The 26,239-nt window shown below is 46.4% G+C and carries 21 protein-coding genes and 1 pseudogene; 10 read left to right on the forward strand and 12 right to left on the reverse strand.

Features of this window, described 5'->3' with window-relative positions; translation table 11 throughout:
- Positions 1-124: 124 nt before the first annotated feature.
- The 8 genes from JHJ32_RS06770 to JHJ32_RS06805 form a co-directional block, all read right to left on the reverse strand.
- Positions 125-3,280, reverse strand: coding sequence for a type I restriction endonuclease subunit R (locus tag JHJ32_RS06770; RefSeq protein WP_200120411.1), 3,156 nt, complete (start codon positions 3,278-3,280; stop codon positions 125-127).
- Complete coding sequence (locus JHJ32_RS06775) at positions 3,270-5,255, reverse strand: ATP-binding protein (RefSeq protein WP_200120412.1); 1,986 nt, start codon at positions 5,253-5,255, stop codon at positions 3,270-3,272. Before JHJ32_RS06775 ends, JHJ32_RS06770 begins: the two co-directional genes overlap by 11 nt.
- Entirely contained in the window at positions 5,255-6,478 is a 1,224-nt protein-coding gene (locus tag JHJ32_RS06780; RefSeq protein WP_200120413.1) for a restriction endonuclease subunit S, read from the reverse strand. The genes JHJ32_RS06775 and JHJ32_RS06780 overlap by 1 nt, the downstream gene beginning before the upstream one ends.
- Before the next feature lie 2 nt (positions 6,479-6,480).
- Positions 6,481-7,377 (reverse strand): Kiwa anti-phage protein KwaB-like domain-containing protein, encoded by an 897-nt coding sequence (locus JHJ32_RS06785; protein ID WP_200120414.1) that lies wholly within the window; start codon positions 7,375-7,377, stop codon positions 6,481-6,483.
- Complete coding sequence (locus JHJ32_RS06790) at positions 7,367-7,918, reverse strand: hypothetical protein (RefSeq protein WP_200120415.1); 552 nt, start codon at positions 7,916-7,918, stop codon at positions 7,367-7,369. Before JHJ32_RS06790 ends, JHJ32_RS06785 begins: the two co-directional genes overlap by 11 nt.
- A 19-nt stretch (positions 7,919-7,937) precedes the next feature.
- Complete coding sequence (locus tag JHJ32_RS06795) at positions 7,938-8,954, reverse strand: PIN domain-containing protein (protein WP_200120416.1); 1,017 nt, start codon at positions 8,952-8,954, stop codon at positions 7,938-7,940.
- The gene (locus JHJ32_RS06800) at positions 8,944-10,476 is read right to left on the reverse strand and encodes a class I SAM-dependent DNA methyltransferase (protein WP_200120417.1); all 1,533 of its coding nucleotides are present in this window, start codon (positions 10,474-10,476) and stop codon (positions 8,944-8,946) included. The genes JHJ32_RS06795 and JHJ32_RS06800 overlap by 11 nt, the downstream gene beginning before the upstream one ends.
- Before the next feature lie 370 nt (positions 10,477-10,846).
- Positions 10,847-11,821, reverse strand: coding sequence for a 5'-nucleotidase (locus tag JHJ32_RS06805; RefSeq protein ID WP_200120418.1), 975 nt, complete (start codon positions 11,819-11,821; stop codon positions 10,847-10,849).
- A gap of 1,121 nt (positions 11,822-12,942) precedes the next feature.
- Between JHJ32_RS06805 and JHJ32_RS06810 the strand changes: the two are divergent.
- Positions 12,943-13,074 (forward strand): annotated as a pseudogene (locus JHJ32_RS06810) (transposase); the annotation flags it as partial.
- Between the two features lie 163 nt (positions 13,075-13,237).
- Here the strand turns inward: JHJ32_RS06810 and JHJ32_RS06815 are convergent.
- Positions 13,238-13,756 (reverse strand): hypothetical protein, encoded by a 519-nt coding sequence (locus JHJ32_RS06815; protein WP_200120419.1) that lies wholly within the window; start codon positions 13,754-13,756, stop codon positions 13,238-13,240.
- 652 nt (positions 13,757-14,408) lie between these two features.
- Between JHJ32_RS06815 and JHJ32_RS06820 the strand changes: the two genes are divergently transcribed.
- Genes JHJ32_RS06820 through JHJ32_RS06830 form a run of 3 tightly spaced genes read left to right on the forward strand, consistent with a single transcriptional unit; the run spans position 14,409 to position 20,542 of the window.
- Complete coding sequence (locus tag JHJ32_RS06820; protein WP_200120420.1) at positions 14,409-15,935, forward strand: TlpA disulfide reductase family protein; 1,527 nt, start codon at positions 14,409-14,411, stop codon at positions 15,933-15,935.
- 11 nt (positions 15,936-15,946) lie between these two features.
- The gene (locus tag JHJ32_RS06825) at positions 15,947-19,165 is read left to right on the forward strand and encodes a SusC/RagA family TonB-linked outer membrane protein (RefSeq protein WP_200120421.1); all 3,219 of its coding nucleotides are present in this window, start codon (positions 15,947-15,949) and stop codon (positions 19,163-19,165) included.
- A 12-nt stretch (positions 19,166-19,177) separates the two neighbouring features.
- Positions 19,178-20,542 (forward strand): RagB/SusD family nutrient uptake outer membrane protein, encoded by a 1,365-nt coding sequence (locus tag JHJ32_RS06830; protein WP_200120422.1) that lies wholly within the window; start codon positions 19,178-19,180, stop codon positions 20,540-20,542.
- Positions 20,543-20,603: 61 nt separating this feature from the next.
- Here the strand turns inward: JHJ32_RS06830 and JHJ32_RS06835 are convergent, their stop codons facing one another.
- Genes JHJ32_RS06835 through JHJ32_RS23135 form a run of 3 tightly spaced genes read right to left on the reverse strand, consistent with a single transcriptional unit; the run spans position 20,604 to position 22,120 of the window.
- The gene (locus tag JHJ32_RS06835) at positions 20,604-20,912 is read right to left on the reverse strand and encodes a hypothetical protein (RefSeq protein ID WP_200120423.1); all 309 of its coding nucleotides are present in this window, start codon (positions 20,910-20,912) and stop codon (positions 20,604-20,606) included.
- 4 nt (positions 20,913-20,916) lie between these two features.
- Entirely contained in the window at positions 20,917-21,489 is a 573-nt protein-coding gene (locus tag JHJ32_RS06840) for a MauE/DoxX family redox-associated membrane protein (RefSeq protein ID WP_200120424.1), read from the reverse strand.
- 28 nt (positions 21,490-21,517) lie between these two features.
- Positions 21,518-22,120 (reverse strand): cyclic nucleotide-binding domain-containing protein, encoded by a 603-nt coding sequence (locus JHJ32_RS23135; protein ID WP_200120425.1) that lies wholly within the window; start codon positions 22,118-22,120, stop codon positions 21,518-21,520.
- A gap of 34 nt (positions 22,121-22,154) precedes the next feature.
- Between JHJ32_RS23135 and JHJ32_RS06850 the strand changes: the two genes are divergently transcribed.
- Genes JHJ32_RS06850 through JHJ32_RS06875 form a run of 6 tightly spaced genes read left to right on the forward strand, consistent with a single transcriptional unit; the run spans position 22,155 to position 26,189 of the window.
- Positions 22,155-22,442 carry a hypothetical protein gene (locus tag JHJ32_RS06850; protein ID WP_200120426.1) on the forward strand — a complete coding sequence of 96 codons (288 nt, stop codon included), beginning with the start codon at positions 22,155-22,157 and terminating at the stop codon, positions 22,440-22,442.
- 39 nt (positions 22,443-22,481) lie between these two features.
- On the forward strand, positions 22,482-22,622 hold the full coding sequence (locus JHJ32_RS06855; RefSeq protein ID WP_176146169.1) for a hypothetical protein: 141 nt from the start codon (positions 22,482-22,484) through the stop codon (positions 22,620-22,622).
- A 10-nt stretch (positions 22,623-22,632) separates the two neighbouring features.
- Positions 22,633-23,712: a hypothetical protein gene (locus JHJ32_RS06860; protein ID WP_200120427.1), complete on the forward strand. Its 1,080-nt coding sequence runs from the start codon at positions 22,633-22,635 to the stop codon at positions 23,710-23,712.
- Positions 23,713-23,767: 55 nt separating this feature from the next.
- Entirely contained in the window at positions 23,768-24,844 is a 1,077-nt protein-coding gene (locus JHJ32_RS06865; protein ID WP_200120428.1) for a sensor histidine kinase, read from the forward strand.
- A 3-nt stretch (positions 24,845-24,847) separates the two neighbouring features.
- Positions 24,848-25,600: a LytTR family DNA-binding domain-containing protein gene (locus tag JHJ32_RS06870; protein ID WP_079716936.1), complete on the forward strand. Its 753-nt coding sequence runs from the start codon at positions 24,848-24,850 to the stop codon at positions 25,598-25,600.
- Positions 25,593-26,189 carry a hypothetical protein gene (locus JHJ32_RS06875; protein WP_200120429.1) on the forward strand — a complete coding sequence of 199 codons (597 nt, stop codon included), beginning with the start codon at positions 25,593-25,595 and terminating at the stop codon, positions 26,187-26,189. The genes JHJ32_RS06870 and JHJ32_RS06875 overlap by 8 nt, the downstream gene beginning before the upstream one ends.
- Positions 26,190-26,239 lie beyond the last annotated feature (50 nt).

Genomic DNA, 26,239 nt, shown 5'->3' on the forward strand with positions numbered 1-26,239 from the left:
GTAGATTCTCTTGATGCGTAGATAGCGGGGTACGTTAGTACCGATGGCTTGGTGGCTCTTTTGCAAAACTTGGCTTTAGCGTGGGCTGGTGCGGTTTTGCAAATGTGCCACCAATAGCGTGGGCTTATTCTTCTTTTTTGTCTCCATTTTTTACCAAGTCTTCTGCTAACATTTTAGCCTGTGTAATAACCGTGTCTACCGCTTTTTCTTGTAAGTCTGGCGGATAACCGTGTAATCTTAAAATTCGTCTGATGTTTCGTCTTAGTGCAGATTGAACACTTTCTTTAATTGTCCAATCTATAGTCGTGCTGTTGCGGACGGTTTTTAAAAGCTCTTGGGCAATGTGTCGAAGAATGTCGTCACCCAAAACGGCTACTGCACTGTTGTTCACTTCCAAGGCGGTGTAAAAAGCATATTCTCTGTAATCTAATCCTAATTTGTCGCCACGCTTGTCGGCTTCTTTCATTTGCTCGGCAAATGGGATTAGCACTTTTTCCAAAAACTCCACCGTGTCTATCATTCCGTTGTGGTAGCGTTTGATAGCATCTTCCAACATTTCTGAAAATTTCTTGCTCTCCACTAAGTTGATTTTTGTCCGCTTCTTGATTTCGTCTTTGAGTAGTTTTTTCAACAACTCAACGGCTAAATTCTTTTGTGGCAAGTCTTTCAGCTCTTGCAAAAAGCGTTCGTCAAGAATTTCTATGTTGGGCTTTTTAAGTCCTGCGGCATCAAAAATGTCAATCACATTGTCGGCTGTGATGGCTTCTGAAATGATTTGCTTGATGGCCGTTTCCATTTCTTCGTCCGTCCTGCCGCCTTCGTTTCGGTCTGATATTTTTACCAACCTTGATTTGATGGCTTGAAACAATGCCACATCATCACGGATTGCCATTGCCCGCTCGTGGGGAACGGAAATCGCAAAGGCTTTCAGCAGATTTTTCGTGTTTTCGGTAAAACTCTGTTCTCCGTTTTCCTGACTGAAAATGTAATCCACGATAACGGGAATAAATTTCAGTTTTTCTTCGGGTGTAAGCGTGAAGAATTTACGCCAATCAAAATGCCTTAACTGGTAATCTATGGCTTCGTGTAGTTCCAACATTTTGGCAACTGCCAATTCTTGGTCGAGTGTCGGTTTGCCTTCGCCACCACTTGCGGTGTAGTCTGCTAAGGCAGTTTTCAGTTCTTGTGCAATGCCCAAATAGTCCACCACCAAACCGCCTTCTTTGCCTTCGGTAAATACTCGGTTTACCCTTGCAATGGCTTGCATCAGGTTGTGTCCACGCATTGGCTTGTCCACATACAGCGTATGCAAACAAGGGGCATCAAAACCTGTGAGCCACATATCTCGAACAATGACCAACTTTAATGGGTCGTTCGGATTTTTCAAGCGGTCGCCAATGGCTTTTCTTCTGGGTTTGTTGCGAATGTGGGCTTGCATATTCAGGGCATCACTGCTGCTTCCTGTCATAATCACTTTTATTGTGCCTTTGTCGTCATCATCTGAATGCCACAAAGGACGGATTTTGATGATGGCTTCATAGAGTTCCACACAAATTCTGCGGCTCATACACACTATCATTGCTTTGCCGTCTAAAACAGCATTGCGTTGCTCGAAGTGATAGACCAAATCTTCTGCAATCTTCTGCAAGCGGTTGGGGTTGCCTACAATGGCTTCCAAGCGTGTCCACTTTGCCCGCATCTGTTGGCGGTTGCTCAGTTCTTCACCTTCGGTGAGTTCTTCAAACTGTTCGTCAATCGTTACTTTTTCATCTTCTGCAAAGTGGACTTTTGCCAATCGGCTTTCATAGAAAATAGGAACGGTGGCTTTATCGTTTACGGCTTGCTGAATGTCATAGATGTCCACATAGTTACCGAAAACGGCTTGGGTGTTTTTGTCGGTGGTTTCAATGGGTGTGCCTGTGAAACCAATAAAAGTGGCATTGGGCAAGGCATCACGCAAATGTTTGGCAAAGCCATCAATAAAATCGTATTGGCTTCTGTGGGCTTCATCTGCTATGACTACAATATTTTTTCGTTCACTGAGTGCCTGTATATCTGCACCGATATATTCCACACTTGGCTCGTTTACTCCATTTTCATTTTCGGGCTGCACAATGTCACTTTTCGTTGGCATAAACTTTTGAATGGTGGTAAACACTATACCACCTGATGCCACTTGCAACAACTGGCGTAATTCTCTGCGACTTTCTGCTTTTTGTGGTTCTTGCCGTAAAAGTTGCTGGCAATTGGTAAAGGTTTCGTGCAATTGCTCGTCTAAGTCGTTTCTATCGGTCAGGATGACCAAAGTGGGATTTTCCATTCTTGGCTCAATGATGAGCTTGCCAGAAAAGAAAACCATACTCAAACTTTTGCCGCTTCCTTGTGTGTGCCAAATCACACCGCCACGCCTGTCGCCATTGTTTCCGCTGGCGGTTACGGTGCTTTCTACGGCTTTGTTTACGGCATAATACTGATGATAGGCGGCTACTTTTTTGAGTGTTTTGCTATCGCTTTTTTCAAAGACTATAAAATGGCGGATTAAATCCAACAGCGTTTGTTTGTTCAACATTCCGTGAAACAACACTTCCATTTGGGGTTGCAAATGGTCGGCTGTGGTTTGCCCGTCTTTGGTTTTCCAAGTCATAAACCTGCCGTAATCGCTGGTAATGGTGCCACAACGGGCATCCCAACCATCACTGATGATGAGTAAACTATTGTAAGTGAAAAGCGAAGGAATGGCTTGTTTGTAGGTTTGCAGTTGGTTGAATGCCGATTTCAGGTTGGCGTTTTCATCCACGGCATTTTTGAGTTCTATTACAACCAAAGGCAAACCGTTTACAAACAGAATTATATCGGGGCGTTTGTTTTGGTTGCCTTCTATTACCGTAAACTGGTTGACGGCTAAAAACTTGTTGTTTTCGGGGTTTTCAAAATCAACTATATAGATTTTCTCGCCACGAATGCCGCTTTCGGTTCTCATTTCCACATCCACGCCATCAGTCAGGTAGCGGTGAAAAGTTTCGTTGTTGATTAAGGCATTGGGGCTTTCGGTACGCAATACTTTTTTCAGGGCCTCTTCTTTGGCATCTTGCGAAATGTTGGGATTGAGTTTATCAATGGCATCACGCAAACGGGTAACCAACACCACTTCGTTGTATTGCCTTTCGGGGTGCTCACCATCAGGGGAAATATCCGTACCCAAAATATAGGAATAGCCTAAATTCTGGAGATAGCTAAGGGCGATTTCTTCTATTTCGTTTTCGGTGATGCTATTCTTCATTTCTTTCTAAATTGACTATCATAGGTACATTTGAGCGGATGGCTTTTCCTGTAACTATTGCGTGATACCGTTTCAAATTTGGTAAAGATTGTACCAAGTCTTTACCGATATAATTTCCTAAAAATGTAAAACTTGTTTCATCAAATGCTTGATAACATATAATCGTATTACATTGAGTTAGAACCGTTTTAGATACATTGGCGGTGCGCTGCGCTATAACCAATAAGCCAACTCCATACTTGCGACCTTGTAAAGCTACTTGCCCCATCTTATTGACCACTGCTTTGCTATCCCAATCATTCACACCAAGAAAAGTCCCTTCAGGAACTATAGTATGTGCTTCTTCAAGCACTAAACAAATTCTTAAAGGCGTATCTGCTTCGTAGGCTTCTTTTGCCTTTGAAAATATTAGACTTATAAAATTTTCTGTGGATTGAATAACGCCAACAGTATTGCTTACTGTTGGTAGCTCAACTAAACCAATCGAATTATCTTGGGCAGCCAAAAAAGTGTCCAAGTTGTCTCTATTCAGTGACGTAAGCTGCTCTCTCTTTTTCCATTCTCCGGTAAAATCGATACAAATGATTTTCGTATCACTTCGTAATTGGTTAATTAACTCTCTTGCAAGAAATGATTTACCCGAACCTGTAACACCAATTAACGCTGTATGATGACTTACAGCTTCGTGCAAATTAATAACAGATGGTAATTGTGTATTAGGAATTGTACCCAACTTGAAATCAGGATAAGTATATTCTTGAACTTGAATATTACCTGTATCAGCTTTAAAAATAGGAGTGTTAATGGCTGGAACCCATCCAAATTTTTGGAAGGAAAGTAAATCATTTTGCCATTCGCCTAATTGAATTGCTTCGCCTTCAATAAATCCTGTTTCATTTTTGCTCTCTAATTTTTCATACTCAGTTGAGCCGCTTATCACCTGATAAAACAATCTACGCTTGCCAATTATAAGTTCTAATAAATCACCTTCTTGAATGTCATCTGTTTTCTTAGAATACTCGAATTTGATAGTGCCAATTGTTGATTTTTCGATAACAACACCAACAAAATTTTCAACATTAAGTGTTTTCGTCAAGCCTTGAACTTCTTCCCTTTCAGTTACTTTATAGACTATGTTTTTACTGTAATTAACCAAATCCTTCTCGGCAGTTCCTAACTGTAAAACTTTAACCCATTTTTCCTGATTAAGCAAGTACGTGTCAAACACAATTCCTGCAATAGCATACTCATCAGAATCCTGCATTGAGTATTTGAATTTTACTATATCGAATCTTTTAATGCTTTTACTTTTGTCTTCAAACAGCTTGACTAAAAATATTTTCTTGGACTGTACTCCGAATATTTCACCTATTGCATTTGACTGTAGCTTTTTCTTTTCTCTTCTAAATGAATTGTGAAGGGATTGTGAATCTATGATTAAAACGAAGCCCCACAGAATAACCATTGTAAACAAATAGGTGTCGCTTATTTCTGTTAAGATTTCGGCTTTATATAGTATCAAAACAGAGATGAAAACAAAAGAGTAAATGATTTTACCACGACCAAAGAATACCGCAATGTTTTTTAATGTGGCTGATATCTTGTTTCTTGTAGAATCGGGACTTTCGTTATCTGAACTGATTGCAATGGCAACAATTGACACAATTAATAACAAGCCAATAATTGAAATAGTGGTAACCCACAATCCATTGTGAGTAAATGATTCTTTTACAGAAACATAAACCAACAATAAAGGAATAGAATTAGTGATTACATTTTTTGGTGATGAATAGTAAGGCTCGATGAAAAGAATTGAAAAAAAGAGCATAAAAAGCCCTGAATAAAACCAAATATTCTTTGTTGATGTATCGGGCAAAATTGAACTTGTAAAAAGGTAATGAATACCAACAAACAAAATCACGCTTATAATAAGCAGGATAAAACGATTGGTTATATAGAATTTCAATTTATCCATTATGCGTTCATTACTGCTATATTTCCGCTCATTAACTTGGGTAGAAGTGTATCACGGGTTTGGGTTAATGATTCAATTTGCAATTCATTCTCAAGGATTTTATTGTAGAATGATTTTATAGTTAAATAGAACTTCTGTGATGTTTCTAAATCAGGTAAAATTATTTCAGTACTATAAATTAGAGCAGGAGATATATTTGCTTGCCCCCCTGAACTGGTAGCACTTGAAATGAAGTAGTTCTGAAATTCAATAGATGAAAGCAATATTGTTAAATAGTATTTCAAATGTGAATAATCAGGAGTTAAATCAATCACAGAAACCCTTTGGTTTAAAAGATATTCTCCTTGCCTTTGGAAAAGTGCAACCTTACCGACCCAAGTATCAGGTGTTCCATTCATTCGGTTGCCCGACATTGTAATTAATATATCATCTTGATTTATTACGTATTTAATGGCTTTGTCCGCTACTTCTCTACTCACATAGCTAAGGTCATTTAATAGTATTTTGTTAGGCTTAACGTTTTTTATTTTTATCACTGGAACACCTTCATTAATAAAGTCTGTTCCCTTAAAAGCATAGCCATTTTTTACTTTAGCAATCTCATCCAAGGTTATTTTGCTCCACCCCTTCGGCAGTCCATCCACCAACTCGCCATCAAATCCGGGAAAGTTGAAATTGACAAACCACTCTTTGAAAATGGCTTGAGCCATAGCTTCCAAAGTTTGGTTCATTTGCAGGTTGAGTTCTATTTTGTCGTCCAATGAAGAAAGGATTTGGGCGATTTGTTTTTGGGTTGGTAGGTCAGGCAAATTCCATTCCGATTTTTCAAGTTGTTTCCAATCCGCTCTTGGCATACGTGTACCTGAACTTCCTGAATTTGCAATATTTGTAAATTCTTCCGTTGCCACGAGATAAAAAAGATAATCCTTGTCAACAAGTTTCTTGTTTCTTATTACATAAATATCGGTTGAGCAAACACCTTCAAATTTTGGTTTATAGACTTTCCTAAAATAAGGTCGCAACTTTCCATATAAAATATCACCGCTGTAAAACTTGAATTTGTTACTGATTACACTATTTGAGCTACCCACACCATTCAACCTTAGGCTTTGTTGCTCAATATGTTCTAAACCAATATAAGGCTGTTCTTTTCCGTTAGGAATTATCTGCTCCTTTCGCAATTCAGCAAACTCGCCTAACTTATATGTTTTCCATTCGCTCATAATTATCTTACTCTTTTTCTGCTTGCTGCAACATAGATTTCAGGAATATCATCATCTAAAATGTCAAAATCATAACCACGTCTATCAAGTATTTCTAAAAACCTTACTATGTGTGCTTCATCAGGAATTAATTGACCATTTTCTTCTCTTACCACAACACCAATTCGAGTGCATTTTTCAATTAATTTTTCTTGCGAAGTTCTTTCTAAATCATCTCTTGATTTAATTGATGCGATAAGTTTAGCCGCGGTTTTGGAATGACCGACAAAATCTGCCAAATAATTAAAATTCACAAACTGGATCCTAACCGATAACTGTCTTGTAGCGTCAGCAGCAGAGCGTAAAATTTCATCTTCAATGTTGGCAATGAAATTGAAACCTGTTGGGTGTAATATGTCAATGTTGTTTTCGTTAATAATAAAATCAAAATCGTTATCGAGTTTGAAAATATTATCAGGCAGCACCTGCAGAGTGTCGTCAATTAAATGAATCAATTTTTTTCGAAGAAGTCCTTTAAATTGAGAAGGTCTCTTTATTGCAATTTGCTTTGCACCATTTCTGTGCCTGAAAATCGCAAAATAATAAGTTATTGAATTTGCAATTTCACCCAAAGCAATATTCGCTATTGGTATATTGTTTTGGTTGTACAATTCTCTAAGTGAAGAAAGGTGTTCATTGTTTAAAGGAATAATGAGCTTTTCAGTTGCCCCATATTTCTCACTTGCTTGATATTGTTCAGGTTCACCTTCTATAGCAAAATATGTATTGTAGAATTCTTCGTGCATTTCATAGAGCATAGTTCTAACTGAATCATCAATAGGGATTCTAACAATTGCTTGCTGCCCTTCTATAATGGTGCAAATTCCGAATTCTATATGGCTAAAATCTTCAATTGGCATAATCGTATTTTTTTATTTCGATAAAAACAGTGTTGCTAAGTCTGTGAACTTTCATTTCATTCAAGTTTTTTGGAATGGTTGACCTTGTTGTAAGTAGGATTGCAGAATCAAAGCTTTCAATTGTAAAAACCCTGTATCCTTGCAATGCAAAAAGGATATTTACAAAATGTAGATTCATATTCCATAAAACAAAAATGACGAAACAGATAGCGAAAATCATTGCACCGAATTCTCTTTTGTCGCTTATTGAAACGCTGTATAAAGGCAGCAAAACGGTAAAAAGGTAGGTGAACAAATATTCCTTATTATTCTTTGTTTCCGAAACATCAAGCACATAAACATCATTGCTTTTTACTGCAAAATGAATCCTTAGTTTAATTATTATAAATGGAATGATTAATAGTAATAGGACAGCAATCCACAAATGGTTCTCACTCACCACAGCTTCCATTCCCCGAATACCAACAAGTAGAAACAACGGAGCCATACTACTTAGGAGCATCATAAATTTTACTAATGGTAAGCCTTCATTTGTTTTCATAATATTCAATTTACTTTAATCATATCAATTCAATATCGTAAGTGGTTTCAATAATGTCTTTTGTTTCTTCGTCTGCAAGTTTCGTTTGTGCCAATACCACCTGTTGTTTTTTCTCCTTTGCTTCGGTGAAGTGGATTTTGATTTCAGAGTTGATGATGATGTATTCATCTTCTTCATCAGTTGGTGGCATCCGCTCAACCAACGTGCAGGGGTTTTCAATTATAAAATTCTCAATCTTGAAATTTGAGCCGTTAATGGCTATTTCCGTTTTTACCTTCAACTGGTCAAACAGATAATCCCTGAAATAATCCTTGTCGGCAAAATCGTGAATGGCTCGTTCTTCAATGTAGTTGCCGTAATCTCGTTTGAGTTCGGCTATCACATTGTTTTTGTCTTTTTCAATTTTGATGTGTCTGTTCCATTTCTCTTTGAAGTCGTCCAAACAGTTTTCTTTGTAGTCGCCATCTTTTGAAAGGAAAATCACTTTGTCATATTCCAATACCGTTTCAAAATGCATAAGGGTTTCCCAAATGATACCATCCTTGAAACCTGCATCTTTGTATGGTCCTGAAATGGCAAAAGGCGAAAGAGGCTTATCCGTATTTACTACCTTTTGAACCATATTGTTCAAAATGGAAGAAGCGTGTTCTTCTTTGTAAACCAAAGTATTGATGTTATTTGCTGCTATGTACGCTGCTGCGTTTTGCTCTATGAAAGCACCACAATCAAAGTCTTCATCAGGTATTGGAATTGAGCCTTCTGGAATATGTGGCAAGCCTTCAAGTCGTTTTACGATTTCTTTCAGGTTGGCAATATCTTGTTTGTATGCTCGTTTCTTTTGGTTTTTGAGTTCTTCAATGACCATAGTGGAAACGGAAAGTTTTACATATTCTTCCAATCCGTTTTCCTTGATGAAAGTATCGAGTTCATTGTAAGACTTACCAAAAGTGAATGAATTATACACGACTTCTTTGCCCAACATATCACGCAATACGTTGGTGTCAAATACAATCAATGTTTTTATTCTATAAGCCATAGCCGATTTTCGCAAGGTTTTGTTTTATCGCTTCATCCAATTCATTCGCTTTTTGCATTTGCTCTGAAAGGGTAGCAGTGAGTATTTTCATTTTCTCGTCAAATGCTTGTCCGTCTTCTTCTACTTGCTTAAAGTCAATGTATCGCCCTGGGGTCAGGACATAATTGTTTTTGCGGATTTCCTGAATGTTAGCCGATTTGCAAAAGCCCGGCACATCTTTGTATTTCTCTTGATATTCTTTGCCTCTCCAGTTGTGATAGGTGTCAGAGATTTTTGCAATGTCTTTGTCGGTGAGTTCTCTTTGCTTACGGCTTATCATGCTGCCCAATTCTCGTGCATCAATAAAAAGCACTTCGTTGGTGCGGTTTCTGAATTTGGTGGTTTCGGTTTTGTTGCGCGCCAAAAACCACAAACATGCCGGAATTTGGGTATTGTAAAACAATTGAGAAGGCAATGCCACCATACAATCCACCAAGTCGGCCTCAATCATGGCTTTTCTGATTTCGCCTTCGGTGGCTATTTCAGAACTCATACTGCCGTTTGCCAAAACAATACCTGCCGTGCCATAAGGAGCTAACTTGCTCACAAAATGTTGCAACCAAGCGTAGTTGGCATTTCCTGAGGGTGGTATGCCATATTTCCATTTATGCGTTTCGGCTTTGTTGATGTTGTAATCGCTTACGTTAAATGGTGGATTAGCTAAAATGTAATCCACTTTTAAATCAGGAAACTTGTCATTCATCAAAGTGTCTCCTAATTCAATTTTGGCATCAATCCCACGGATGGCCAAATTCATTTTTGCCAACTTGTAAGTTGTTGGGTTGCTCTCCTGTCCGAAAATGGATATTTTGCCTTTGCGGTGTTCGTGCAGTTCTATGAATTTTTCACTTTGCACAAACATTCCACCGCTACCACAACAACCGTCATACACTCGTTTTTCTGCTTCGGGGGCAAGCATTTCTACCAAGAGTTTTACAATGCTGGCAGGCGTGTAAAACTGTCCGCCCTTTTTGCCTTCGGCATCTGCAAACCGCCCCAAGAAATACTCAAACACAAAGCCCAAAACGTCTTTGCCTTTTCCGTTTCCAGCTTTGCTCAATGTGATTGAGCCAATCAGGTCAATCAATTCACCAAGTCTTTGTTTGTCGAGTGCAGGTCGGGCATAGTCTTTTGGCAAAACACCTTTTAGTGCAGCATTGTCCCTTTCAATGCTGTCCATTGCTTCGTCAATGTCTTTTCCGATTGTCGGTAGTTTGGCTCTGCCTTGCAGCCATTTCCAACGTGCTTGTGGTGGCACATAAAAAACTCTTTCGGCTGTGTATTCGTCCTTGTCTTCGGGGTCTGCTCCCGTTTCGTGTTTGGTTGCTTCTAATTGGTTGTAAAGTTCATCAAAAGCATCTGAAATATATTTCAAGAAAATCAAACCCAATACAACGTGTTTGTATTCAGCCGCATCCATATTGTTGCGTAGTTTGTCGGCTGCTTGCCAAAGGGTTTTTTCTAATTCTAAATTCTCACTCATTTGTTGTCTGTTATGCTAAATTTTAATTGTCAAAGTTAGTTTTTTAAATGCCTTGTCGTTCTGTCGAACCGTGATAGTTGTCCCATGGTGCGTTGGGGTAAAAGCAAATGTGCTGCATTGCGTTGGCTATGAGCGTGGGGATGCAGCTCTTTTGATTTTGCTGAAGCGTTGGCATTTTGTCTTTCATTTTTCTGTTCGTTTTCTGTCGGTCGTGTTGTCTTTTAGGGTTGCACACAACGGATTAGGTATTTGCGATGGTGCGGCAATAGCATTACGTCAGCCGAGTTTTGCACTAAAGTTAAATAGAATTACCGAAGTTGAGCACTTAACGTCGAGCCGCACTATTGCAAATACCATGTTATAGCCAGTGCTATTTGCTTTCTTCATTTGTCTTACTCACAATTTCAAACTTAACATTTGTCAAGTCTGGTTTAAACAAGGGCGAGTCGGAAGCATACGGAACTCGTCCTGATGGAACAAATCGAGAAGAGTCTTTAAGATGTACATCTTGGTCGTCAAAGAAAATATGAGCACCGAAAGCCTTTAAAACTTTGTCTTTGGTCAGTCCGCCAAGAAAATAGGCTTCATCAACATATACTCCCCATTTTCTCAATGTCTTAATTACTCTCATGTGTGAAGGTGCGTTTCTTGCGGTTACAATAGCTAACCTCAATGGTGATAACTCAATAGTCGTTGGTAGTTCTTCTTGAATCTTTGATAACTTTATCAATAGTTTGGCAAATGGTCCTTCACCTAAAGCGTCATTCTCATGTTCCTGTTCATACTTGTGAAACGCCTCTATTCCTTCGGTTTTGTACCTATGTTCAGATTCGTCAGAGAATAGTACAGCATCAGCGTCAAAAGCAATTTTAACACGATTGTCCAAGGGTTTAAATTCTGTTGGTGGTGCATAAATGTATGCGGCTGCACAACTTTTTGAATCAATTACAGCTTGTACATCTTTTACGTCCTTGCTTAAAAATAAGTCAATATCAAAAGCGTCTATGTAGGGTGATAAAGGTTCGCCACCACTAAATGCCATTCTTGTTATGTCGAGTCCGTGTTCTCGAACAGAGTTCATTATTCTAACTCCTGTTTCAGGACTATTACGTGACATAACAACAACTTCAACAATTCGCTTTTTTGCATCCGTGTTCAAATGAAGTAGGCTTTGAACTAAGTGAAATGCAGTTCCAGGTGTCAATAACTCATTTTCATGCTCTTGTTGGTATTTCCTGTAGCCTGATATACCTTCTTTATTAAAAATTTCATTTTCAGCTTCTAAGTCGAATAATGCTCGACTCGAAACCCCAACTACTAAAATGTCTGATAAGTCTAACGGCATTGTCTAATTCGGTTTGGTGTCACTTTGCATTGGCTATAACGTGCCGGCGGCTTTGCGAAGTTTCGGTCAGAGCGCAGCTCTAGGACCGGAATTTTGCAAAACCGCTTGATGTACGAAGTCCGCGCAGCGACTGAGTGCATCAGGCGGTGAAAGCCGCCGGCACGATGTGACGCAAGGAGCGTAGCGGATTGCGTCACATCTAGTAAATACACGTAATTCTCTCTGTTTGATTGTGTCTTGTATAGTGTTGTTAATCAGTGTGTTGGGTTGTTTCCTATATTGCAAGTTTATATTGTTTAACACGTTACGGTTATCCAAAATGCGCAATGCGTGTTTTGGATAACCGTAATTGCCCAATAATCCGGAATGCGCATGTCCAAACCAATATTCAATTTATTGCTTTGCTTTAACCAAAAAATCCACTTACTTCAGGCCCAAGTCACGATTGGTTTCGCTAAAGTTAAAAACTAATATAATAAAATCCAAACTTTAAATAGGGGAAGCGGCTACACATCCGATATTCCCCCTAAATCAACAACATCAACGGCTCATTAGCCAATTTTAAATAGTCGTATTCCAAGGAGCGAAGCCCAAATCCAAAGGTTATGATTTTAAATAGTGTTACATTACGGTTTTCCGTAATGGCTTGGAAGCCATCGTATGGCGCTGATTGGGCGGAAATGGTCGGATGGGTTTTGAGTTTGGTGAGATAATTCTTATCTTCGTCCTAGGTTTAGGTTGATAGCCCCTAACCCCATTGGGGCGGATTCCCGTTATCTTTCAGGTAACGGGTTTCTTTTTATCACGCTATTGTCTTTTTAACATATCTTAACAGTCCTGCTGTAACAAAGCGGGGCGAGAATGCGTTATATAGTCAGTTAGTAATATTTGTCTTTTCATAATTTAGGTTTATAATTGGTTAGTTAGCAAGCCCCGATTCTCCCCGTTTCGGGGCTTTGCATTTTGCCGCTTTTATGCGTATACCGCAACGTTGGATTTTCAATTGTGCGCGTAGCTGAATTCAGGGAAGATTACAAAATGACGCCCCCCCCTGAAAACTGGATCATTCAGAATTAGAGATTCGGGGATTAAATCACTAATTTTAAACGGGAGGAGTATCCATGAAGAAATCGAAGTTCACCGAGGCGCAGATCGCCTTTGCGATCAAGCAGAGCGAGACGGGCACGAAGGTGGAGGAGGTATGCCGGAAGATGGGCATCAGCGAGGCGACGCTCTACAACTGGAAGAAGAAATGTTCATAGAAAATCAGGTCAATAGGGCCGAGTTCTCTACTTTAGCATGACTCGGAAATTGGGAGGAGGTCACTTAAGCCTCGTTTATTCATGTTGTTGAATTGTTATAATAGTTGGCGGTCGATAATTTTCTGTCTCCGTATTCGGAATGGAATGAAGAATACTATTTATTTTTCCTCGAATATACATTAGTGCCACCTTTAGTTGGGTGCGGTTCCGACACTATAAGATTGCTCATTTGCTTCAAGGCATTTGAAATTGAAGAACTTTTAAACTTCCAGCCAGCCTTTTCAAATATCTTACTGATCTGCTTGACTTCAAGGGCATCGTTTTTGAACTCTGGGGCTTCCAATAGCTGAAATTCTATTGCGTAGGGTATCGTCGGATTAGCTAATAGCGGCGTTAGGTATTCGGTATTGTTTTTGTGAATGTCTATTAATAAACTCCGCAAATTCTTTGGTATGGTCAATGACTTCGATGTAATAGAGTTAAAAGACCGATTAAAGAATTTTGCAGCTCTTTCGATTTCTTCAATTTTAAAATCGTATTTGCCACTCTTTATGTAGCGAAGCCACCTTAACGATATACTCAAAATATTCGAAAATTGTTCGTCCGTTAGTCCACTATAGTATAATAAAAGAAATATATTTTCTCTTGTCAATTCCTTGTTAAACTCTTTCATGTGCCTAAAGTGGCAGCATAAATGATTTTGAAAAGTGCAAATAGTTGCATTTTTAAGAACTATTTTATATGTTTGCATTGTTGTTATACAGTTGATTGCGAACAGTTGCTATTCGACTATTTATTACGGCATTAATAAAGCCTTGCAGCTCCAATCTCAGGTCGTCTCTGCAAGAAGCAGAATCAATGCCCCAACACTTACAGATTTATGTCTACTTTTGCACATATACTGATAAGTGTGGGGTTCTGCTTAAACTCGTAGAGACGTAAGACCTGAGAAATCTATGGAGCTACGGGATGCAGGCCCCACACCTATTTTTGGAGTCTCACCTAAGCAAGGCTTGTTGAATAGACAGGCCAATGAAACCAAAGAAAAGAACGATAGAGTCTGACCCCATCCAACGTATTCGAGATAGGGGGGATAATGGTTGTTTGGTGTCCAAAGCGTGGGAGATTTCCACGTCTAACCTTTTTAAAAATATTGCGAAAAACCCCGTTTGAGTTGGTGTTAAGAATGGATCAATTCAATTTCTTCTTACACCCAGATCAAACAAAAAATGAAGCAAAAACCATGCGTAAGGGGTAGTTATGCCCTTTTCGAAACCAACAATAAACAACATAGACGAAAGCAATTTGGTGTTAAATGGCCCCGGATGCCGTTCGACAGGAACCGCCTTCGCGCCTGTTTGGAGACTTACGGGGACCACAGTGCAACCTTGGGAGAGCCTCACTCAAGGCGTGTGTCGGCCAACAAAAATGAGCAAACCTTTTTTGAGCTCCGTGGTAAGGTAGATGAAGGCTTGGAGTGGAAAGAGTGCAGCCGAAGAAATCCCGAAGAATCATGTGTTTGTACCCTTGCGAAGGCCCCAGCCCGCTACGGGCTGGGCCTCGCTTTGGGGATGGCGGTACTGTTATGGTCGGCGGGTTTATGTTTGCAGGTCCGCGGGCAGGCGCCCGGTACTAAGCCGGGTCCTGCTACGGCAGTAGCAGACATTAAGCCACTTCAAATCGGCGATACCATCCCCGAATCCCTCTGGCACCTGCCGCTGCAGGTGGTAAACCACCCCGAAGGGAAGGACACCACCACGCTCAATGATTACCGGGGCAAGCTGATTATCCTCGATTTTTGGGCTACATGGTGCAGCGCTTGCCTGAAAGCTTTTCCAAAATTGGATTCACTTCGTCAATCTATACCGGAGCTGGAGGTCATCAGGGTCACCGAGGAACATATCAAGCCGTCAGCCATTTCATGGCCATCCGTTGTGAAAGATAGTTTGCTCGCAACCTATTTTCCCCACCGGTTAATCCCGCATTATGTTTGGATTAATCCCGGCGGCAGCGTGTACGCATTTACCAGTACGGACCAGCTCACTGCGGCAAACATCTACGCTGCGCTGGCTGACGTGGAGGTAGATATGGCTCAAAAAAGGGATTTGGACGTCAGCAAACCCTTATTTCTCGCGGATGACTTCCAGATGCAGGGGCTACAGTATTACGCCGTCCTCCACCGGGGGCGCTACTACGGCATCGGCAGCGAAAGCTTGTACCGCAGAACCGATGGGGTGCTCACCGGCCGGGCGCTTACCAACCGCTCGCTTTACAGCTTATTTACAAGCGCTGCCAGGCCGTTGCTTGAGCAAGCCGGGCAAACCTATACGTCAAACCGCGTTGTCCTTGACGTAAGGGACTCGGCAGGCCTTGTTATTGATTCGGATAAACCGGGCCATGTTGATGACACCTACTCGTATGACATCAATGTGCTACCCGAAAGGGCAGGGGCATTGTACCGGTTGATGCTGGATGACCTCAACAGGCATACGGATTTTCATGGCAGCATCGAAGACCGCACCATGGACTGCCTCGTATTGCGGCGCACCGGCATCGTAGACAGGCTGGCCACCAAAGGCGCACGTCCGGAAGGGCAGTTGAAGGTCGGCGCACCCATACGATTGACCAACCGTCCGTTGAAGGCGCTGGTTGTTTTCCTCAATGCCTTTGACCAGCTGCACCATGTGGTGCTTGACGAGACGGGCTATGCCGCGCCGGTGGATATCGAGTTGCCCGCGCTGGTGTCCGTCGAAACGTTGAACGAGCACTTGGGCCGCTACGGTCTGGTTCTCGAAAAAGCCAGGCGTACGATACCGATGTTTATCATCCGAGACCATTCACCTAACCATTAATCTACACTTAAATGAAACGTTTTTTATTCTTTGTGCTTACCATACCTGTATTCTCTACGCTGTATGCACAACAGCGCCTTTCAGGCGTTGTGCAATCGGCCTCCGGAAATTTGCCACTCGAAGGCGCGTCCGTGAAACTGGTGCCCGGCGGTGGAGCGACGACCACCGACCGTGAGGGCCGTTTTTCCCTGTTGGTGGCGGGCAATGCTTCGTTCCTGGTCGCCAGCTACATGGGATACCTCACGGACAGCGTCGCAATCACCAATTCGGACGCTGAGGCTATCGTGATAGCTCTGCAGCCCATTGAGCAAACCATAGATGAGGTACTTGTATCCACCGGATACGAGCGCATCCCGAAGGAACGCAGCACAGGTGCTTTCTCCCATATCGACCACACAACGTTCAACCGGCAGGTCAGCACGGACGTGCTCAGCCGGCTGGAGGCCGTCACGAGCGGATACATGGTCGAAAGAAGGGGTGGCCGTGCGGCACAGCCGTTGATACGTGGCCTGGGTACGCTTAGCGGACCTACCGAGCCGCTTATCATCGTGGATAATTTTCCTTATGAGGGAGACCTCAATAATATCAATCCAAACGATGTGGAGGATATTACGGTGCTCAAAGATGCCGCGGCGGCTTCCATCTGGGGCGCGCGGGCGGCAAATGGCGTCGTCGTGATACGTACCAGACAGGGCCGGTACGGTCAGCCCGTCCGCATCGGTGTGCAGGCTAACGCCACCGTTGGTCATAAGCCTGATCTTTCCTATGTGCCGCAGATGGCATCTGCCGATTTCATCGATGTGGAGCGAATGCTATTTCAGCAGGGGTATTACAACGGCAGTATCAATTCAAACGCCAAACCGGCACTTTCGCCGGTGGTGGAGCTCTTGATTAAGCGTGAAAGCGCCAGCACGGCGGAAGCGGCTGAGATAGACGGCCGGATCAACGCGTTGGGGCGGCTGGACGTACGGGACGATTTTTCGCGCTACGTCTACCGGCCAATGGTCAACCAGCAGTACGCCCTGAACTTCGAAGGGGGTACCGGACAAGTGGCCTGGGTGGCCACGGCGGGCTTTGATCGCAATAGGGACAACCTTTCGGCCGATTATCAGCGGGTGAATCTCCGCCTACAGAACCGGTACAGACCCGCTGCATGGTTTGAGATAACGACCGGACTGCGCTACACGCTGGCAGAAAATAAGCGGGGAAGGGATGGACTGGGCGACGTTACCGTGCTGGACGGCAGGATGTACCCCTATGCGCAGCTTGCAGACCAACATGGCAACCCACTGCCGCTCACCAAGCAGTACCGCCAGCTGTTTATTGATGAAACGAACGCCGCTGGGCAATTGCTCGATTGGAGCTATTACCCGCTTGAAGAATACAAGCACATAGACAATACGTCCGCCCTGAGCGACGTTGTGGCCACCACCCAGCTGTCTTTCAACATCACGCCATGGCTTGCTTCGGAAATCGAATACCAGTATGAGCAGCAGGATAATGACGGACGCACCTTGTATGGGCTGGAAAGTTACTACACCCGCAATATGATCAACTACGTTTCGCAAATAGACGCTGAAGGCCAGGTGCAACGGCCTATTCCTCTGGGCGATATCTTGGACCTGTCTACCAGCGGGCTGCGATCGCACCAGGCTAGGGGAAAAGTACGGGTCAACCATGGCTGGCGGGATCATCAGGTCTCGGCACTTGCCGGGACCGAGATACGGCATGCGGGCACCGAGGGCAATGCCTACCGCACGTACGGGTATAATGATGATATCTTGACGTTCGGAACGGTTGATTACCGGCTGACCTACCCCAACTACGTAAACGGTTCGCCCACGTTCATTCACAATCCCGGATACTTCAGCAGGCGGGTTACGCGCTTCATTTCGGCATTTGCAAACGGGGCATATATTTTCAAAGACCGATACACGCTGTCGGCAAGTGCCAGGCGTGATGCCTCCAACCTGTTCGGGTTATCAACGAATGATCAATGGAACCTCTTTTGGTCGGTAGGCGGTGCGTGGAACGTATCCGGTGAGCCGTTCTACACCCTGGCTTGGCTGCCGCACCTGCGCTTGCGTGGTACGTACGGCCGTTCGGGCAATATTGATCCGGCTATGGTAGCGACCACGACAATCGCCTATAGCGGCCAGGATGTAACGACCCTGGCACCGACGGCTCGGTTTGACAATTATTACAACCCGCAGCTACGCTGGGAAACCTCTGCCATGCTCAACGTCGGCCTGGATTTCGCGACGGCCAGCCGCAGGCTAAGCGGCTCATTCGAATATTTCGAAAAGAAAGGAACCGACTTGTTCGGCAGGGCATTGGTGGACTATACGGCAGGAGTGGGGCGTACCGTCACCAAAAATGTGAGCAGCATGGTGGGACGTGGGTTTGACTTGCAGCTCAGCAGCCTTAATATCGATGCGGCCGTCCGGTGGCAAAGCGATTTGAAACTCAGCTATTATCAGGATAAAGTGGTCAGCAACATTCCGGCCACCACGTCGGTGGGTTCCATTGTGAGTGCTGTAGGTGGTACTACCGGCGTACTGGCCGTAGAAGGCAGGCCGGTAAACGCCATCTTTTCGTACCGCTGGGCTGGCCTCGATGCCGAGACAGGGGATCCCATGGGGTATGTCGATGGTGAGCCGAGCAAAAGCTACAACCTCCTGACCGGAAGCGCTGCGTCCGTGGATGATCTGGTATACCACGGCTCGGCCATCCCAACGTGGTTCGGTAACTTTACGAACACGTTATCCTATAGGCAGTTTTCCGTCAATTTCAGCTTGGTGTACAAATTCGGTTATTTCTTCCGTCGGCCGTCGATAAGGTATTCCACGTTGTTTTCGAATTGGCAAAACGCCCATCGTGACTTTGCGCAGCGATGGCAGCAGCCCGGTGATGAAATGCACACCAACGTCCCCTCGATGGTTTATCCGGCCAACAGCTCGCGGGACTTGTTTTATCTCGGCTCGGAACCCCTTATCGAGCGGGGAGATCATGTCCGGCTGCAATACATACAGGCCGCTTACCGGCTACGCTTTTCAAAGGGGCAGCAAAGCAGGTTGCACATAAATGATGCGCAGTTGTATTTCAATGTGAATAACGTGGGCATACTCTGGCGGGCAAACGGCGAGGGATTGGATCCGGACTTCGTGGGCATGAATGCCTTGGTCACACCCACATCATATGCTTTGGGCGTGCGTTTATCAATCAATTAAAACAAAAGCGATATGAAGAACTTAAATTGTATACAAAAAATTTTCCCGGTGCTGATGGGCCTTGTTTTCATGGGGTGCGATTCATTTCTGGAAGAGAAATCAGATGGCACGTTGGTCGTTCCCGGCACATTGGCAGATTTGCAGGCCCTGCTGGATAATCCCACCTACCGGAACAACAGTTACTGTGCGTCGGGCGAGGTTTCGGCTGATGATTACGTATTGACGCGGGAGGTGTATCACTCGCTTGCGGAGGATTTGCGGCGTATGCATACCTGGCAGCCGGACTATATTTTCGCGCCTACGGGAAATAATGATTGGTTGGTTACGTATCAGGGGATTTACCATTGCTCTTCGGTGCTGCAATTCCTTGAAGGCATTCCCCGGACACCGGCAAACCAGCAGACGTGGGACAATGTCAAAGGACAGGCGCTGGCGCTCCGTGCATTCCGTTACCTGGAGGGGGTATCGCTTTGGGGAGTGGCATACGACGAGGGGAGTGCAAATGCAGAACTCGGAATACCGTTGCGGACAAATCCTGATTTCAATGAGCCTACTGTGCGTGCCACCCTTTCGGAAACCTACCAGCGGATTTTAGTAGACGCAAAGTTAGCCGCTTCGCTGCTCCCCATTACAAACATCAATGCTGCGCGCCCCACAAAAGCGATGGCGTACGGGTTGCTGGCCAGAACGTACCTGTACATGAGGGACTACCCAATGGCAGGCCTATACGCAGATTCGTGCTTGCAGCTCCAGCATCGGTTAATTAATTACAGTGAATTGGATGCAACGGCGGCGCTTCCGTTTCCCTGGCCATTAAACGATGAAATTATCTTTCTGGCGATAGCCGCACCTAATACGATGATCAGGACCCAGGCCCGTGTAGCCGGTGAATGGTATGAACGCTATGCGGATAATGACTTGCGGAAACAGGTTTTTTTCGCTCAGGAGCCCGATGGAACCATCAGCTTTAAAGGGAATTATTCGGGCTTGCAGACCATCTTCAATGGGTTGGCAGTTGATGAGATGTACCTGATAAAAGCGGAATGTTTGATTAGGCAGGGCATGCTGGACGAGGGAATGGATGTGCTCAATGCCTTGCTGATCACCCGTTGGAAACCCGGAGAATACAAGCCGATCACGGCCGAAAATCCACAGGGAGCGCTGGAAACTGTGCTGACCGAACGAAGGAAAGAATTGATAAGGCGCGGCCTGCGTTGGCAGGATATCAAACGGTTAAATCAGGAGGGGGCGGAGATCGTATTGGAACGGGTATACGGTGACGAGATCTTCAGGCTACCTCCGAACGACCCGCGGTATGCACTTGCCATTCCGGAAGATGTCATCGCACTTTCGGGGATCCCCCAGAACAGGCGCTAACATTAAAAAGGGATTGTCGGGTATCCCCGGCAATCCCATCCCAACACAACCTTCCTGCGACCTATGATGATTTCCCGCTTGCTATCTCAAAGATCTCTTCTTCTGGATAGTCGTCCAGAATCTGCTGCAGCTGTGTCCTGTCTGCGGCATTGACATTGTTCATCTGGCAGGGAAGAACGGGGGCGCCATCACATGTTGATGGAGATTCCCCTGGCTCCCAGTTTTCAGCCTGATTGAATTGAAGTGGATCATTGCTGCCCGTATAATGCCAGGTGTTCTGTGCAGCGGGCCGGAATGTAAATGCAAAAGATGCGGTCAGGATGCTCAGTCCCAACACGAAGGACAAAGCAAGGATAACTTGTTTGCGCATGATTTTAAGTTTTAGAGTAAATAAAAATGTACTGTAGATTCGGGGCGTTTCGGGCCGGTGTCCCGTTCCGGCGCGGCCGTATGCGGCCTTGCCGCATGCCAAGCCTTCGGCTATTATCATTTCTGTTTTCGCAACCTCCTTCCGTGAATATCATAAAAAAGGCCATGATGGTCAGTATTAGTAAACCGCTGTTCAACAGCAGCAACTGCCACCACTTCATATGTTCAAACCAACCGATGCAGGCGCAGGGCCGATAGCCGAATGCGCTGAGAAGGGCCAGCTCTGAATAGACGGCATATCCGGCGAGGGTAATGACGGCCAGCATAAGGCTGTAAGGAAGCAGCGCCTTCCGGAATAAGCCGGCAGATAGCAGTAAGCCAACGGTGAGCAGTAAATAGGTATTGGCGGCGGTGATGACGGGTGCCCAGCTCTCCGGGAAAAACTGCTCCCTCATCTTGGTCACTTCCGAGCTGTAATTGCGGATACCCATCCAGCCCCGCCAGAGAAACGCCAGCGCCAATAACCCTACGATGGCATGGCCTACTATCTTTTTGGTCGTTCTTCCTGTTGCTTCCATATGCACAAAAGTATCGCCCATGCTCCGCTTATGAAGTCTCACCTGGTGAGACAAAATGCCGGAGGTACTTGGCCTTTGCCCGGTAAAACGAGGCCCGGCTCATGCGCAGGAGCTGCCATTGGGGCGCATCGGGCAACCTTATCGCCTGGCTTCCATATTGCGCCATGTACACGCAGTAGCGGGCATAGCACGTGTCTTCGCTGTCCAGCGCAATGAGCAGCTCCAGGAAATTGATTTTGCGCTGCTTCATCACCTGCACCAGCTCGGCAAAAGCGGGGAGGCGCAGCTGGGCTTCGCGCGCTTCGGCTACCGGAAGCAGCAGCAGCTCCGTCTTTTCAAGCGCAGTGTATTCCGCCTGGCGCAGCCGCGGGGTAAAGGGGTGCTTCGTGCCGGTGAAGTAGTCCATCGGCTGCATGAGCTCGCACAGCAGGGGGCTGCCATGGCTGTTTCTGCGGTAGCCGGCTACGAGGCCGGAGAGCACGATGCAGAAGAAAGGAAAGCGCTCGGTCTCCAGCTTGATGACCTGCTGTTTGGCGTACCGCCTTACCTTCGAACGGTCCCGGACGAGCGATCGGGTGTCTGCTCCTAAGGCAGGGCAATGCTTGGTCCAATAGGTAAATAGCCGCTCCATAAGGTTGTTTGACGGCGGGGAAATTAAACGTCGATTGCATACCCGTCAAGAGACAGCGGGTGACATGCCGGCGCCGGGTGTGCTGAGGGCAGGGGAGAAGGGCCTGTACCCCCGCTCCGGGGAGCCAATACGCAACGAAAAACGAGTGACTCCGGATGACATGCCGCGGAAAAAAAAGGCAAGAAAAGTCAATTTCGTGGTTAGAAACGTGTCGTTTACGAAAAAAATCGTCGTAGATGGACATTTTTATACAGGTTTACGGCACGATTCGGCGATATCCTTTGGCCAAAGGGACAGGCAGAAGCCGGGGCCTGCACAATAGACAAATCCGGCGATGTAGCATAGAAAATAAGAATCAACGATGGACTTAATTCAACTGTTAATCGAGCTTGCGCAGATGCTGGTAGCCAACATCCTGCCGTTTTTCAACCTGAATGATCTGTTCAGCCTCACGGCTGGCGACCCGCCGCCGGTCGATAAGTGCGATATCTTTATCATTTAACGGAGAGGTCATGAATCCCCTCAATAAATACAAATACCTTGACTATCCGCAGGCCGTGGAGGCCATCACCAACGATACCATGGCCTTCAATCCGTTTGCGCACGAACGCGGGAGCCGGCTTTTTGCGTTCTTCACGGCCAACCTGGCCAATTTTCTCCCCGATATTCCGTACGCGAGCCATTTGCCCTTATTGCGCGAGTGGGTACGCAACCAATGGCTCGCCTGGCTGGAGCAGGGTTATTTTGCCGGCCAGCTGCCCATACGGATAGTAGGGTGGGAGGAGGCGCTCGTAGCACGGATACGGGAGCAGCCGGGTATCGTATGTACCATGCATACGGGATCGTACCGGCTGCCCAGTTACCTGCTGGGGCATGCACGGATACCGTTTGCCCTGGCCGTATCACGGCAGGTGGTACGCAAGCAAGGCGCTGCCTTCCGCAGCTTGCACAAACGCCTGCGGTTGCCCGGCAAGGCGCGGATGCATATCGTGGAGGCCGATAGCCCGGGGGGCGTACTGGCCATGGCCAGGCTGCTGAAGCAGGGCTATCAAGTGCTCATCTACATCGACGGTGATTTGGGGGCATCACCCGTGGAGGCGGGCAATCTGACGCCGACGCCGTTTTTGGGGCGGCAGCTGCTGGTGCGCAGGGGCGTGCCGTTCCTTTCGGCCCGGCTGGGCGTCCCCATCCATCCGCTGCTCTGCTTCAGGCGGGAGCAAAACGAATGCTTGGAGGTGATAGCGCCTCCGCCCATAGTGGCAGACGGCGGGCCGACGGAAGGCTACATGGCCTCGGCGACCGCCGCCATCTATGGTGCGTTGGCCGAGCAACTGCGGTACCGCCCTGCGCAGTGGGAAAATTGGCCTTACCTCCACCGTGTCACGGCCGCTATGCCGGACGACGAACAGTTTGCCGGGCCGCCTGATGTGCAGGCTGCGCTCAGCCAACTGACGCCCGCGCACTATGCGTTATTTGCGGCGCAAGGGAAATACTACCTCATCCGTAAAGTCGGCTATAAAACTGTTGTGATTGATAAGGTGCTGTATGACAGTTTGATGGAATACTGGTATGGGGTGCCCGTGGATGCCTGACTTGCCGGTTTAGCTTTTGTTTTGTACCTTACGACAACCGAAGCTAAACTGTCCTATGAGTAAAAAACAGAAACTAATCGTTTGCCTGGCGCAATTGGGTTATTGGGCCAGCTATTTAATGGCAATGTTATTTTACAACAGTGAATTTTATCCTCATCGGCGCACACGTGATGTCGTGGCGGTGGTCTTGGTCATTATCCTATCGTTTTACGTGCTTGTTGCATTGTTTTACCGGTTGTCCAGGGTGCGGGCCTCACAGCTGTTGAAGGTCGTGCAATGGGGGGCAATAGCCGTGCTGGCTGTCGTTTTGCTGGTGGGGGTTGGCTATAAGTTTGCGCACCAGTGGGCAACGGCGTGGCTGGATATCCAGTTTGTGCGCGACGGCGTGGAGGCGGGGTTCAGGCGTTTTGTGCTGGCCATGCTGCCTACGTACCACCATTGGCTGTTGCATGCCGTGCTTATCGTCGTGATTATCCGGCTGCTGCAAAGCGGCAGGCGGCACAAGCTGACACAGGAAGAAAAGCACCAGGCGGAGATCGCCCGGATGAAAGCCCAGCAGGAAAGTGAGCTTAATGAATACCGCTTCCTGTCGGGCCATCTTAGCTCCCATACGCTTTTCAACGTGCTGAACGGATTGTATGCCGATGCGCTGAACTATTCTGCCTCGATGGCGGAGGCTATCCGCTGCCTTTCTAAAGTGCTGCAGTACTCGGCAATGTGTGCACGCAAGCAGGTAAAACGAGTACTCATGCGCACCGAACTGGAGGAACTGGCTGCCTATATCCAGCTGCAGCAGTACCGGTTTCCGGGTGTCGAGGCGGTAGCATTGCGGATTGAAGGCTCGCCGGGCGGGCACGTGATATCACCGATGGCTACCATCTCGCTGCTCGAAAATGCGTTCAAGCATGGGAAACAAGGGGAGACGGTGCGGGTAAACGTCCGGTATCATCCGGATAGTGTATCGCTCACCTGCATAAACCGGCTGAGGGAGCGCGGATCGCCCGCACCGTCATGGGGCACCGGTCTGGAACACCTCAGGCGGCGGCTCGAACTGGCTTTTCCCAACGCCCACCGGCTTGAAACGCGGGTGGCCGACGGTTGTTTTTTTTCCACCATAACCATTATGCAATAGCCTATGGAACGTTTGAAATGCATGGTCATAGACGATGAGGATAAGGCGATAGCGCTGATGCGGAGGTACATCCAGGGGCGGCCCGATTTGCTGCTGGTGCATGCTACCACCGATGCGGAAGGCATCGCCGCGCTTGTGAAGCGATACGGCGTATCGCTCCTTTTTCTGGATTTGGAGATGCCGGGCATCAGCGGCATGGAGCTCCTGGCGCAGCTCGGCGAGCGTGTACACGTGGTGGTGTGTACGGCTTATGCCGATAGGGGCTCGGAATGTATCGATGCCGGTGCGGTGGATTTCCTGGCAAAACCGTTTGACCGGGCTCGCTTCGGCAGGGCGGTGGACCGCGCGAAGTGGAAAGACGCGCTGGGCATGGAGCAGGCGCAGCTCGATGATGGGCGGCTGGTACTGCCCGGCATCGGCAAGGGACGGTTTATCCAGCTGCTGCTTGATGATATCGATTACATCGAAGCTGAGGAGCATAACGTGGCGATACATACCGTCGAAGCGACGTTCCAGGGCGGCATAACCATCAGCGAATTGGAAAAATTACTGCCCCCGAATAAGTTTTTGAGGATACATAAGAGTTATATCGTAGCGCTCGACCGGATGCGGCGCGTGGAGCATGATAGGCTGCACGGCATGCGGTTGCAATCCAATATAGGCCTGCCGGTGGGGCGTACCTATAAGGCGGCCCTGTTTCATTACCTCAACAGGCGGATGCCGGGCGGCCCAGGCGATAGGAGTACGGATGGCTAAGCCGATGCGGACGACGGCGGCGCTCGCCGATGGGGTGGAACGGCTGCTCAGCTTGCTGGACAGCCTGAACGAAGCGCGTTGGATGCGGGAGGTCGACCCCTGGCTGTCATTCAATGCGCAGGTACAGGCGCTGCTGGACGACTGGGATGGCCAGCAGCAGCGTTGCCGGCAACAGCTGATAGCAAGGGCGGCCTTGCATGGTATGGTTGGCCAAGCCGAGTTTCCCAGTGCGGGAGCGGCGGGTATGTATCACGAAGACCAGCGGCAGTGGTACCGGCACTTTCTGGGCGAGTTGCAGCAGTATGTCATCGGTGGCGCCGAAGAACGTTGCTTGCGGGTGTCTGTCACGGTGGTGGAAGTATTATTTCTGCTGAGGCTTTTCGTGGAAGAGGGCGTGATAGAGGTACGGCAGCTCAAACCGGTATTCAAAGCACTGAGCCGGTACATGGCCACGCCGCATCAGGAACGGCTCTCCTATGAAAGTATCCGGAAGAAATACAGCACCGCCCCGGGCGAAGCGCGGGTGAAAGTAAGCCGGCTGCTTGAACGATTGCTAAACCGGGCAAAAGCGGATTTGCCCAACAACTGACAACACCGAACCGGATCATTTACCAAACCATAAAGGAAACATGTCTTTTT

Source organism: Parapedobacter sp. ISTM3, from assembly GCF_016533505.1.
Taxonomy (GTDB): Bacteria; Bacteroidota; Bacteroidia; order Sphingobacteriales; family Sphingobacteriaceae; genus Parapedobacter; species Parapedobacter luteus.

What these genes read in the sequence shown, in the direction of transcription:
- JHJ32_RS06770 (WP_200120411.1), bottom strand. Translation starts at nt 3,280, where the DNA reads ATGAAGAATAGCATCACCGAAAACGAAATAGAAGAAATCGCCCTTAGC.
- JHJ32_RS06775 (WP_200120412.1), bottom strand. Translation starts at nt 5,255, where the DNA reads ATGGATAAATTGAAATTCTATATAACCAATCGTTTTATCCTGCTTATT.
- JHJ32_RS06780 (WP_200120413.1), bottom strand. Translation starts at nt 6,478, where the DNA reads ATGAGCGAATGGAAAACATATAAGTTAGGCGAGTTTGCTGAATTGCGA.
- JHJ32_RS06785 (WP_200120414.1), bottom strand. Translation starts at nt 7,377, where the DNA reads ATGCCAATTGAAGATTTTAGCCATATAGAATTCGGAATTTGCACCATT.
- JHJ32_RS06790 (WP_200120415.1), bottom strand. Translation starts at nt 7,918, where the DNA reads ATGAAAACAAATGAAGGCTTACCATTAGTAAAATTTATGATGCTCCTA.
- JHJ32_RS06795 (WP_200120416.1), bottom strand. Translation starts at nt 8,954, where the DNA reads ATGGCTTATAGAATAAAAACATTGATTGTATTTGACACCAACGTATTG.
- JHJ32_RS06800 (WP_200120417.1), bottom strand. Translation starts at nt 10,476, where the DNA reads ATGAGTGAGAATTTAGAATTAGAAAAAACCCTTTGGCAAGCAGCCGAC.
- JHJ32_RS06805 (WP_200120418.1), bottom strand. Translation starts at nt 11,821, where the DNA reads ATGCCGTTAGACTTATCAGACATTTTAGTAGTTGGGGTTTCGAGTCGA.
- JHJ32_RS06815 (WP_200120419.1), bottom strand. Translation starts at nt 13,756, where the DNA reads ATGAAAGAGTTTAACAAGGAATTGACAAGAGAAAATATATTTCTTTTA.
- JHJ32_RS06820 (WP_200120420.1), top strand. Translation starts at nt 14,409, where the DNA reads ATGCCGTTCGACAGGAACCGCCTTCGCGCCTGTTTGGAGACTTACGGG.
- JHJ32_RS06825 (WP_200120421.1), top strand. Translation starts at nt 15,947, where the DNA reads ATGAAACGTTTTTTATTCTTTGTGCTTACCATACCTGTATTCTCTACG.
- JHJ32_RS06830 (WP_200120422.1), top strand. Translation starts at nt 19,178, where the DNA reads ATGAAGAACTTAAATTGTATACAAAAAATTTTCCCGGTGCTGATGGGC.
- JHJ32_RS06835 (WP_200120423.1), bottom strand. Translation starts at nt 20,912, where the DNA reads ATGCGCAAACAAGTTATCCTTGCTTTGTCCTTCGTGTTGGGACTGAGC.
- JHJ32_RS06840 (WP_200120424.1), bottom strand. Translation starts at nt 21,489, where the DNA reads ATGGAAGCAACAGGAAGAACGACCAAAAAGATAGTAGGCCATGCCATC.
- JHJ32_RS23135 (WP_200120425.1), bottom strand. Translation starts at nt 22,120, where the DNA reads ATGGAGCGGCTATTTACCTATTGGACCAAGCATTGCCCTGCCTTAGGA.
- JHJ32_RS06855 (WP_176146169.1), top strand. Translation starts at nt 22,482, where the DNA reads ATGGACTTAATTCAACTGTTAATCGAGCTTGCGCAGATGCTGGTAGCC.
- JHJ32_RS06860 (WP_200120427.1), top strand. Translation starts at nt 22,633, where the DNA reads ATGAATCCCCTCAATAAATACAAATACCTTGACTATCCGCAGGCCGTG.
- JHJ32_RS06865 (WP_200120428.1), top strand. Translation starts at nt 23,768, where the DNA reads ATGAGTAAAAAACAGAAACTAATCGTTTGCCTGGCGCAATTGGGTTAT.
- JHJ32_RS06870 (WP_079716936.1), top strand. Translation starts at nt 24,848, where the DNA reads ATGGAACGTTTGAAATGCATGGTCATAGACGATGAGGATAAGGCGATA.
- JHJ32_RS06875 (WP_200120429.1), top strand. Translation starts at nt 25,593, where the DNA reads ATGGCTAAGCCGATGCGGACGACGGCGGCGCTCGCCGATGGGGTGGAA.